This is a genomic window from Streptomyces sp. NPDC001890, assembly GCF_042891445.1.
GTDB lineage: Bacteria > Actinomycetota > Actinomycetes > Streptomycetales > Streptomycetaceae > Streptomyces.
Window position 1 is genome coordinate 53,306 of the sequence record NZ_JBIATE010000034.1, and the last position, 12,663, is coordinate 65,968.

Below are 12,663 nucleotides of genomic sequence, written 5' to 3' on the forward strand. Positions count from 1 at the left end.
GGCTGCTCTCCGCCCGCTTTCGCCGTCCCCGCCCCACTCCCTCAACACCCGTCGGCCCCACGGGTGTTGATCCATGAACTCCCAGCTCGTCGGTACCCGGACAGGTGACGCTCTGATGGCGAACGAAGACAAGCTCCGCTCATACTTGAAGCGAGTCACGGCTGACCTGCACGAGACCGGCGAGCGACTGCGCCGGGCCGAGGCGAAGGACCGCGAGCCCATCGCGATCGTCGGCATGAGCTGCCGGTACCCCGGCGGTGTTGCCGACCCCGACGACCTGTGGCAGCTCGTCGCCACCGGCACTGACGCGGGCGGAGGCTTTCCCACCGACCGTGGCTGGGACACCGAGAACCTGTACGACCCCCAGGGCGTCCAGCCCGTGGCCCCCGGGATGAGCGCGGGCGGATTCCTCTACGACGCGGGCGACTTCGACCCGGACCCGTTCAAGATCTCGCCGCGCGAGGCGCTGGCCATGAACCCCCAGCAGCGCCTCCTGCTGGAAACCTCCTGGGAGGCCATCGAGCGGGCGGGCATCGACCCGACCTCCCTGCGCGGCAGCCGGACCGGTGTCTTCGCCGGTCTCATGTACCACGACTACGCCGCCCAGCTGGCCGACGCCGACATCCCCGACGGCGTGGCCGGCCTGCTCGGCATCGGGAACATCGGCAGCGTCGCCTCCGGCCGTGTCGCCTACACCTTCGGCCTCGAAGGCCCCGCCGTCACCGTCGACACCGCCTGCTCCTCCTCCCTGGTCGCCCTCCACTTCGCCGTCCAGTCCCTGCGCTCCGGCGAGTGCACGCTCGCCCTGGCGGGCGGCGCCACCGTCATGGCCACCCCCAGCGCCTTCGTCGACTTCCAGCGCCAGGGCGGCCTGTCGTCCGACGGCCGCTGCAAGTCCTTCTCGGACGGCGCGGACGGCACCGGCTGGTCCGAGGGCGTGGGCATGCTCCTGGTCGAGCGGCTCTCCGACGCCCGCCGCAACGGCCACCGCGTACTCGGCGTGATTCGCGGCACCGCCGTCAACCAGGACGGCGCGTCCAACGGCCTCACCGCACCCAACGGCCCCGCGCAGGAACGCGTCATCCGCCAGGCCCTCGCCAACGCCCGTGTTCCCGCGGCCGAAGTCGACGCCGTCGAGGCCCACGGCACCGGCACCACCCTCGGCGACCCCATCGAGGCCCAGGCCGTCATCGACACGTACGGCCAGGACCGTCCTGCGGACCGGCCTCTGCTGCTGGGCTCCCTGAAGTCGAACATCGGCCACGCACAGGCAGCGGCAGGCGTCGGCGGAATCATCAAGATGGTCCTGGCCATGCGCCACGGCGTGCTGCCGCGCACCCTGCACGCCGAAACGCCTTCCACACGGGTGGACTGGTCGGCGGGCGCGGTGGAACTGCTGACCGAGGCCCGCGACTGGCCGGACACCGGTGATCGCCCGCGCCGCGCGGGAGTTTCCTCCTTCGGAGTCAGCGGTACGAACGCCCACGTCATCCTGGAACAGCCCGAGCCGGCAGCGGCTCCGGAATCGGTCACCCCGCGACGCACCCTCCCGGCCGTCCCGTGGATCCTGTCGGCCAAGACCCCGCAGGCCCTGGCCGGCCAGGCAAGCCGCCTTCTCGACCTGGTACGCGACAACCCCGCGCTCGCCCCCACCGACCTGGGCTGGTCCCTGGCACTCACCCGGACCCGCTTCGACCACGGCGCCGCCGCCGTCGCGGGCGACCGCGAGGGCTTCCTGCACACCCTGGAGGCGCTGGCCGAGGGCCGCTCGGCACCGGGCGTGGTGCGCGGATCGGTCCAGGGCGGTCGTTCCGCCTTCCTGTTCTCGGGTCAGGGTTCGCAGCGGGCCGGGATGGGGCGTGAGCTGTACGAGGCGTTCCCGGTGTTCGCGGACGCGTTCGACGCGGTGTGCGCGGAGCTGGACCGGCACTTGGACGAGCCGGTCAGGGATGTGGTGTTCGACGGCTCGGAGCTGATCGACCAGACCGTGTACACCCAGGCCGGGTTGTTCGCGATCGAGGTCGCGCTGTTCCGGCTGCTGGAGCACTGGGGGGTGACCCCGGACTACCTGCTCGGGCACTCGATCGGTGAGCTGGCCGCCGCCCACGTGGCGGGTGTGTGGTCGTTGGAGGACGCGGCGGCGCTGGTCGCCGCCCGGGGCCGCCTGATGCAGGCGCTCCCGACGGGCGGGGTCATGGTGGCCGTCCAGGCGACGGAGGCGGAGGTTCTGCCGTTGCTGGTCGACGGTGTGTCGATCGCCGCGTTGAACGGTCCGGACTCCGTGGTGATTTCCGGTGACGAGGACGCCGTACTCGCGATCGCGTCCGGTTTCGCGAAGACGAAGCGGCTGCGGGTCAGTCACGCCTTCCACTCGCCGCGCATGGAACCCATGCTCGCCGAGTTCAGGACAGTCGCGGAGGGCCTGACCTTCCAGGCCCCGAAGCTCCCGATCGTCTCCAACCTCACGGGGGAGCTGGCCGGTGAGGAGCTGCTGACGGCCGGCTACTGGGTGGACCATGTCCGCCAGGCCGTCCGCTTCCTTGACGGCGTACGTCAGTTGGAGGCTCAGGGCGTCACGACTTACCTGGAGCTCGGTCCCGGCGGCGTCCTCTCCGCGATGGGTCAGTCCTGCGTCACCGACGACCAGGCAGGTTTCGTACCGGCCCTGCGCAAGGACCGCGCCGAACCCGAAGCGCTGACCACCGCCCTCGCCGAGCTCCACGTCCGAGGCGCCTCTGTCGACTGGTCGGCGTTCTACGCGAACACCGGCGCCCAACGCATCGACCTGCCCACCTACGCCTTCCAGCGGCAGCGCTTCTGGCTCAACTCCTCTTCCCGTCCCCGCACGGCCACCGACGGTCCCGCCATGGACTCCGCGTTCTGGGACGCCGTGGCCCAAGGCGACGTGGAAGCACTCGCGCAGGCACTGGCCGTCGGCCCGGACGCGCCCTTCAGCGAGGTCCTCCCCGCGCTCTCCGACTGGCGGCGCCGCCGCCACGCGTCCGACACCGTGGACTCATGGCGGTACCGCACGACCTGGCAGCGCATCGCCGGCTCCGCCTCCGCCGTACCGGCGCTGCCCGGCGTCTCGCTGCTCGTCGTGCCGGAACAGGCGGCGAGCGCTCCGCTTGCCGAGGCATGCCTGCTCGCCCTCGGCGCCGACCGGACCGTCACCCTCCAACTGCCGGCCGGACAGGCCCGCGAGGAAATCGCGCAGCAGCTCCGCGACGTACTCGCCGACCCCGATCAGCGGTCCGGGATCGACCGCATACTCTCCCTGCTGCCGCTCGACGAGAGCGACCACCCCCAGGCCCCAGGGGTCCCCGCAGGCATCGCCGCTTCCGTCGCCCTCGTCCAGGCACTCGACGACACGGGCCTCGACGCACCCCTGTGGATCGCCACCCGTGGTGCCGTGGCGGCCCGGCCCTCCGAACCCGTCGTCAGTGCCGTCCAGGCCATGGCCTGGGGCTTCGGCGGAGTCCTCGGTACGGAATACCCGCAGCGCTGGGGCGGACTCGTCGACCTGCCCGAGGAACTCGACCGCCGCGGCGGCGCGCAGCTGCGCCGAATCCTGGCCCGCACCGAGGACGAGGACCAGATCGCTATCCGGGCCACCGGCGCCTTCGCCCGCCGGCTCGTACGCGCCCCGCTCGACGGCTCACCCACCGAGCGGCAGTGGATCCCGGGCGGGACCGTCCTGGTCACCGGCGGCACCGGAGCCCTCGGCGGACACGTCGCGCGCCGGCTGGCCCGCAGCGGTGCCGAGCAACTCATCCTCACCAGCCGCCGAGGAGCGGACGCGCCGGGCGCCGATGCCCTCCTCGCCGAACTCGAAGCCATGGGCTGCCGGGTGCGTATCGTCGCCTGCGAGGCCCACGACCGCGCCGCCGTCGCCGAACTCCTCGCGTCCATTCCGGCCGACACCCCGCTCACCGCCGTCGTGCACGCGGCAGCGGCGCTCGACGACGGCCTCATCGACTCGCTGACCACGGCCCGGATCGCGTACGCGCTGCGGGCCAAGGTCCAAGGCGCCCGCAACCTGCACGAGCTCACCCGCGACCTGGACCTGTCCGCCTTCGTACTCTTCTCCTCCCTCAGCGGCACGGTCGGCGCCCCCGGCCAGGGCAATTACGCCCCGGGCAACGCCTTCCTCGACGCACTCGCCCAGCAACGCCGTTCCCTCGGCCTGCCCGCCACGTCCATAGCCTGGGGGCGTTGGGCCGGCGCCGGCCTCGGTGAGGGGGACGCGGAAGAGCGCTTCGAGCGCATCGGGGCCGGGGCCATGGACCCCGAGACCGCCCTGACCGCGCTGGAGCAGGCGCTGGAACACGACGAGACCTGCGTCGTCGTCGCGGACATCCGCTGGGAGCGCATGGTCGCGCACACCGCGACCCGGCGCCCGAGCCCGCTGCTCCGCGACCTCCCGGACTTCTCCGGCGGTACCGACACCACCGGCCGGCTCACGGCAGGCGCGGCCGACCACTCGCCCGGCGGCTCCACCGCCCCTTCGCAGATCGCTCACCTGCTGTCCCTCGCCGCACCCGAGCGGGCCCGCGCCGTCCTCGACCTCGTACGCGGCGAAACCGCGACCGTCCTCGGCCACACCGACGCGGACAAGGTCCCGAGCGACCGCAGCTTCCAGGACCTCGGCTTCAACTCCATGAGCGCCGTGGACCTGCGCAACAACCTGGGCGTCGTCACCGGGATGACGCTGCCCACGACCCTGGTCTTCGACTACCCCACCCCGGCTGCCCTCGCGGCCCATCTCCTCGCTGAGCTGAGCGGTTCCGACGACACCGCAACCCGTCCCACCGGGACCCAGGCCGATGACGGCACGGGGGCCGACGACCCGATCGCGATCGTCGGCATGAGCTGCCGCTTCCCCGGCGGCGTCGACTCCCCGGAGGACCTGTGGCGCATGCTCGCCGAAGGCGCCGACGGCATCACCACCTTCCCGGCCGACCGTGGCTGGGACATCGATGCGCTCTACGACCCGGAGCGGCGAAGGCCGCATACCTCGTACGTCGACCGGGGCGCGTTCCTTCTGGATGCCGCCGGCTTCGACCCGGCCCTGTTCGGGATCAGCCCGCGCGAGGCCCTGGCGATGGACCCGCAGCAGCGGCTGATGCTGGAGACCACCTGGGAGGTCTTCGAACGCTCGGGCATCGACCCGACCTCGCTCAGGGGCAGTCGCACCGGTGTGTTCGTCGGCACCAACGGCCAGGACTACGGCGACCTCGTCCAGAACGCCGACGACGCGCTCGCCGGGCACGGAGTCACCGGAAGCCTCGCCAGTGTCCTGTCGGGCCGTGTCTCCTATGCCTTCGGCCTGGAGGGTCCGGCGGTGACGGTGGACACGGCCTGTTCGTCGTCGCTGGTCGCGCTGCACTGGGCGATCCAGGCGCTGCGGGCGGGGGAGTGCGAGATGGCGCTCGCGGGCGGTGTGACCGTGATGTCCACCCCGGCCGGCTTCGTCGAGTTCAGCCGCCAGAACGGCCTGGCCACCGATGGCAGGGTGAAGGCGTTCTCGGACGATGCGGACGGTACGGGCTGGGGCGAGGGTGTCGGGGTTCTGCTGGTCGAGCGGCTTACCGAGGCCCGACGCAAGGGCCACCAGGTCCTTGCGGTCGTCGCCGGTTCCGCCGTCAACCAGGACGGTGCGTCGAACGGTCTGACCGCCCCGAACGGTCCGTCGCAGCAGCGTGTCATCCGCCAGGCCCTGGCCAGTGCTCGGCTCTCGGGCGATCAGGTCGATGCGGTCGAGGCGCACGGTACGGGTACGAAGCTGGGTGACCCGATCGAGGCCCAGGCTCTGCTGGCCACCTACGGCCAGGACCGCCCGGAGGACCGGCCGCTCTGGCTCGGCTCGATCAAGTCGAACATCGGTCACACGCAGGCCGCGGCGGGTGTCGCGAGCATCATCAAGATGGTTCTGGCGATGCGTCATGGTGTGTTGCCGCAGACCCTGCACGTCGGTGTGCCTTCGTCGAAGGTGGACTGGTCGGCGGGTGCGGTGGAGTTGCTGGCGGAGGCGCGGGAGTGGCCGGAGGTGGGCGAGCGCCCGCGTCGGGCGGGTGTGTCGTCGTTCGGGATCAGCGGGACGAACGCGCACGTGATTCTGGAGCAGGCGCAGGAGGAGGCGGTGGTCGAGCCTTCGGCTGCCGGGTCCGTGGTGCCGGTTTTGCCGGTGGTGCCGTGGGTGCTGTCGGCGAGGTCGGAGGAGGCGTTGGCGGGTCAGGCGGAGCGGTTGCTCGGTTTGGCGGAAGCTTCGCCGTTGGATGTCGGCTGGTCGCTGGTGTCTTCGCGCAGTGTCTTCGAGCACCGTGCGGTGGTGGTCGGTGAGGACCGTGAGGCGCTGCTGAGGGCGGTGTCCGAGGGCCGTTCGGTGCCGGGTGTGGTGCGTGGTGCTGTGCGTGGTGGCCGTTCGGCGTTCCTGCTCTCGGGGCAGGGTTCGCAGCGGGCCGGGATGGGGCGTGAGCTGTACGAGGCGTACCCGGTGTTCGCGGACGCGTTCGACGCGGTGTGCGCTGAGCTGGACCGGCACTTGGACGAGCCGGTCAGGGACATCGTCTTCGACGGCTCGGAGCTGATCGACCAGACCGTGTACACGCAGGCCGGCCTGTTCGCTGTTGAGGTGGCGCTGTTCCGGCTGCTGGAGCACTGGGGGGTCACCCCGGACTACCTGCTCGGGCACTCGATCGGTGAGCTGGCCGCCGCGCATGTGGCCGGTGTGTGGTCGTTGGAGGACGCGGCGGCGCTCGTCGCGGCGCGTGGCCGCCTCATGCAGGCACTCCCCACGGGCGGGGCCATGGTCGCCGTCCAGGCCACCGAGGCAGAGGTCCTGCCGCTCCTTACCGACGGCGTCTCCATCGCCGCGATCAACGGCCCAGACTCCGTCGTCATCTCCGGCGACGAGGACGCCGTACTCGCCATCGCATCCGGCTTCGCGAAGACGAAGCGCCTCCGCGTCAGCCACGCGTTCCACTCGCCGCGCATGGAACCCATGCTCGCCGAGTTCAAGACCATCGCCGAGAGCCTGACCTTCCACGCACCGAAGCTCCCGATCGTCTCCAACCTGACCGGTGAGGTCGCGGGCGAGGAGCTGCTGAGCGCCGGCTACTGGGTGGACCATGTCCGCCAGGCCGTCCGATTCCTGGATGGTGTACGGCAGTTGGAGTCCCAGGGCATGACCACGTACCTGGAACTCGGCCCCGGCGGCGTCCTCTCTGCGATGGGCCAGTCCTGCGTCACCGACAGCGACGCTGTCTTCCTCCCCGTGCTGCGCAAGGACCGCACCGAGACCGAAGCGCTCGTCGCAGCCGTGGCCGAACTCCACGTCCGAGGCAAGGCCGTCGACTGGACGGCCTACTACGCGAACACAGGCGCCCGGCGCACCGACCTGCCCACCTACGCCTTCCAGCACGAGCGGTACTGGCCGGCACCGCCCAAGTCGGCCCCCGAAACCGCCGCCGCCGATCCGGTCGACGCGGAGTTCTGGGAGGCTGTCGAGCGGGCGGATCTGTCCGGGCTGGCCGGTGATCTGGAGTTGTCGGCCGATGCTCCGCTGGGCGAGGTTCTGCCCGCGTTGTCGTCGTGGCGGCGCCGGCAGCAGCAGCGTTTTGAGGTCGACGGATGGCGCTACCGCGTCACCTGGAAGCCCGTACAGCCGGTGCAGTCCCGGGCAGGCACGCTGTCGGGGCGGTGGCTGCTTGTCGCACCGCAAACCGGTCCCGCGGATGTCGCGGACTGGTGCGAGTCCGGTCTGCGTGCGGCCGGTGCGGAAGTCGTCCGTTCCGACGGCACCGACCTGCCCCCCATCCTCGACGTGTCGGGTGTCGTCTCCCTGCTGGGCATCGACGGCAGCGCTCTCGACCAGGGGGTTTCTCCGGGCCTGTCCGCCACGCTGCGCCTGGTCCAGAGTCTGGTGTCGGCCGGGGTGGAGGCGCCGTTGTGGTGCCTGACCCGCGGCGCCGTCTCGACCGGTCCCGCCGACCCGTTGCGCAGTCCCGATCAGGCCCAGGTCTGGGGTCTGGGGCGGGTCGTGGCGCTGGAGCACCCGAAGAGCTGGGGCGGTCTGATCGATCTGCCCGAGACCCTGGACGCCCGCGCGTTCGACCGCACCGCCACCATCCTGACCACCCGCATCAAGGGCGACTGCGACGGTGATGGTGATGGTGATGGTGGGAACGAGGACCAGGTCGCCGTCCGGTCCTCGGGTGTCTTCGTGCGCCGTGTCGTGCGGGCCGCCGCGGGCCCGCACCGTGACTGGAAGGTGCGGGGCACGGTCCTGATCACCGGCGGCACCGGTGGTCTCGGTGCCCGGGTCGCCCGCTGGGCCGCCACCAACGGCGCCCAGCACCTCGTCCTCACCAGCCGCAGAGGACCCGACACCCCCGGCACCACCGAACTCCGCGACGAACTCAGGGCCATGGGCGTACGGGTGACCATCGCGGCCTGCGACGTCGCCGACCGCGCAGCTCTGTCGCGCCTCGCCACCGATCTCCAAGCCGACGGAACCCCGGTCCGTACCGTCGTCCACGCCGCCGGTATCGGTCAGCTCACTCCGCTTGCCGAGATCGACAGTGCTGGGCTGACAGACGTACTGCATGCGAAGGTCACCGGCGCGGCCAACCTGGATGCCGTCTTCGCGGCCACCGAACTGGACGCGTTCGTCCTCTTCTCTTCCATCGCCGCGGTGTGGGGGAGCGGCGGGCAGGCGGGATACGCCGCTGCCAACGCCTACCTCGACGCCCTGGCCCAGGAGCGCCGGACCCGTGGCCTGGCCGCCACCTCAATCGCCTGGGGCCCCTGGGGCGGCGGCGGCCTCGTGACCGCCGAGGGCGAGGAACAACTCGGTCGCCGTGGCCTGCCCGTCATGGAACCGGACAACGCCCTGATCGCACTCGCACAGGCGCTGACCGACAACGAGACCTGCCTGGCTGTCGCCGACATGGCCTGGGACCGCTTTGTACCCACCTTCACCGCGCTGAGGCCCAGTCCGTTGCTCGGCGACATCCCTGAAGTCGCCCGCCTGTACGCGACGGACACCACCGACGCGGGTGACGCTCTCACACGTACGAGGGGGAACGGTCGGCCGGAGCTGGTCGACCGGCTGCGGGGCCTCGACGCAGCGGAAGCCCACGCCGTACTCCTCGACGTGGTCCGCACACACGCGGCGGCAGTGCTCAACCATGGCGATCCATCTGCCATCCCCGCCACGACGGCCTTCCGCGATCTGGGCTTCGACTCCCTCACGGCGGTCGAACTGCGCAACCGCCTGGCACAGGAGACCGGACTCCAGCTCCCCGCCACCCTGGTGTTCGACTACCCGGACTCCCACGGCCTGGCCGACCACCTCGTCGACGGGATCCTGGAGCGGGAGACCGCCCATGGAGCCCCCCAGTCCCAGCAGACCGGGTCCGACGACGAGCCGATCGCGATCGTGGGAATGAGCTGCCGCCTGCCGGGCGACGTCCGGTCCCCGGACCAGCTGTGGCAACTCGTAAGCGCGGGCGCCGACGGCATCACCGGCTTCCCGTCCGACCGCGGATGGGAGGACGCACCCTCCGGAGGCCGCGATACGGACCTCGGGTTCGCCCGCGCCGGGGGCTTCCTGCACGACGCCGGGAACTTCGACCCGGAGTTCTTCGGGATCTCGCCGCGCGAGGCCCTCGCGATGGACCCGCAGCAGCGGTTGCTGCTGGAGACCTCGTGGGAGGCGTTCGAGCGGGCAGGGATCGACCCCATGTCCGTACGCGGCACCCGTACTGGTGTCTTCGCCGGTGGCTGCAGTCAGGGCTACGGTGCCGGAGCTCTCGCCCAGGGTGAAGAAGGTGTCAGCGGACAGCTGCTGACCGGAACGGCCACCAGTGTTCTGTCGGGCCGTGTCTCCTACGCCTTCGGCCTGGAGGGTCCGGCGGTGACGGTGGACACGGCCTGTTCGTCGTCGCTGGTCGCCCTGCACCTGGCGGCCCAGTCGCTGCGCTCGGGCGAGTGCGAGATGGCCCTCGTCGGCGGGGTGACCGTGATGGCCGGGCCCAGCGGCTTCGTGGAGTTCAGCAAGCAGGGGGGCCTGGCCGCCGACGGTCGGTGCAAGTCGTTCTCGGACGATGCGGATGGTACGGGCTGGGGTGAGGGTGTCGGGGTTCTGCTGGTCGAGCGGCTCTCCGAGGCCAGGCGCAAGGGTCACCAGGTGCTGGCGGTCGTTGCCGGCTCGGCGGTCAACCAGGATGGTGCGTCGAACGGTCTGACCGCTCCGAACGGTCCGTCGCAGCAGCGGGTCATCCGCCAGGCTCTGGCCAACTCCGGCCTGACCACTGCCGATGTGGACACTGTGGAGGCGCACGGTACGGGTACGAAGCTGGGTGACCCGATCGAGGCGCAGGCGTTGTTGGCCACGTATGGGCAGGGTCGCCCGGAGGGTCGGCCGTTGTGGTTGGGGTCGTTGAAGTCGAACATTGGTCATACGCAGGCTGCGGCGGGTGTCGCGGGTGTGATCAAGATGGTTCTGGCGATGCGTCATGGCGTACTGCCGCAGACGCTGCACGTCGGTGTGCCTTCGTCGAAGGTGGACTGGTCGGCGGGTGCGGTGGAGTTGTTGGCGGAGGCGCGGGAGTGGCCGGAGGTGGGCGAGCGTCCGCGTCGGGCGGGTGTGTCGTCGTTCGGGATCAGCGGGACGAACGCGCATGTGATTCTGGAGCAGGCGCAGGAAGAGCCGGCATCGGTGGAGATGCCGGTTGATGAGTCCGTGTTGCCGGTGGTGCCGTGGGTGCTGTCGGCGAGGTCGGAGGAGGCGTTGGCGGGTCAGGCGGAGCGGTTGCTCGGTTTGGCGGAAGCTTCGCCGTTGGATGTCGGCTGGTCGCTGGTGTCTTCGCGCAGTGTCTTCGAGCACCGTGCGGTGGTGGTCGGTGAGGACCGTGAGGCGTTGCTGCGGGCGGTGGCCGAGGGCCGGTCGGTGCCGGGTGTGGTGCGCGGCTCGGTCCAGGGTGGCCGTTCGGCGTTCTTGTTCTCGGGTCAGGGTTCGCAGCGGGCCGGGATGGGGCGTGAGCTGTATGAGGTGTACCCGGTGTTCGCGGACGCGTTCGACGCGGTGTGCGCTGAGCTGGACCGGCACTTGGACGAGCCGGTCAGGGACATCGTCTTCGACGGCTCGGAGCTGATCGACCAGACCGTGTACACGCAGGCGGGGTTGTTCGCTGTTGAGGTGGCGCTGTTCCGGCTGCTGGAGCGCTGGGGGGTGACCCCGGACTACCTGCTCGGGCACTCGATTGGTGAGCTGGCTGCCGCGCATGTGGCGGGTGTGTGGTCGTTGGAGGATGCGGCGGCGCTGGTCGCGGCGCGTGGCCGCCTCATGCAGGCACTCCCCACCGGCGGGGCCATGGTCGCCGTCCAGGCGACGGAGGCAGAGATCCTGCCGCTGCTGGTCGACGGCGTCTCCATCGCCGCGTTGAACGGCCCGGACTCCGTCGTCATCTCCGGCAACGAGGACGCCGTACTCGCCATCGCATCCGGCTTCGCGAAGACGAAGCGGCTCCGCGTCAGCCACGCCTTCCACTCGCCGCGCATGGAACCCATGCTCGCCGAGTTCAAGGCGGTCGCGGAGGGCCTGACCTTCCAGGCCCCGAAGCTCCCGATCGTCTCCAACCTCACTGGGGAGCTGGCCGGTGAGGAGCTGCTGAGCGCCGATTACTGGGTGGACCATGTCCGCCAGGCCGTCCGATTCCTTGACGGCGTAAGTCAGTTGGAGTCCCAGGGCGTCACGACTTACCTGGAGCTCGGGCCCGGCGGCGTCCTCTCCGCCATGGGCCAGTCCTGCGTCACCGACGACCAGGCCGACTTCGTACCGGCACTGCGCAAGAACCGTACCGAGACCGAAGCGCTCACCACCGCCCTCGCCGAACTCCACGTCCGAGGCAAGGCCGTCGACTGGACGACGTACTACGCCAACACCGGCGCCCAGCGCACCGACCTCCCCACCTACGCCTTCGACCACCAGCACTACTGGCTGAAGGAGGAGACCTCAGTACCCCGCAACGCAGACAAGAACTCGGCCGTCGACGCGGAGTTCTGGGAGGCTGTTGAGCGGGCGGATCTGTCCGGGCTGGCCGGTGATCTGGAGCTGTCGGCCGATGCTCCGCTGGGCGAGGTTCTGCCCGCGTTGTCGTCGTGGCGGCGCCGGCAGCAGCAGCGTTTTGAGGTCGACGGATGGCGCTACCGCGTCACCTGGAAGCCCACACAACCCCAGACAGGCACGCTGTCGGGGCGGTGGCTGCTCGTCGCACCGCAAACCGGTCCCGCGGATGTCGCGGACTGGTGCGAGTCCGGCCTGCGTGCGGCCGGTGCGGAAGTCGTCCGTTCCGACGGCACCGACCTGCCCCCCATCCTCGACGTGTCGGGTGTCGTCTCCCTGCTGGGCATCGACGGCAGCGCTCTCGACCAGGGGGTCTCCCCGGGCCTGTCCGCCACGCTGCGCCTGGTCCAGGGTCTGGCATCGGCCGGGGTGGAGGCGCCGTTGTGGTGCCTGACCCGCGGCGCCGTCTCGACCGGTCCCGCCGACCCGCTGCGCAGCCCCGCCCAGGCCCAGGTCTGGGGTCTGGGGCGGGTCGTGGCGCTGGAGCACCCGAAGAGCTGGGGCGGTCTGATCGATCTGCCCGAGACCCTGGA

General features: G+C 70.9%; 1 protein-coding gene. It reads left to right on the top strand.

The window, feature by feature from the left end; translation table 11 throughout:
* Positions 1-145: 145 nt before the first annotated feature.
* Positions 146-12,663, top strand: a 12,518-nt coding sequence (locus ACFYY1_RS38555; RefSeq protein ID WP_388594198.1) for a type I polyketide synthase, incomplete at its 3' end; no start/stop codon positions are given.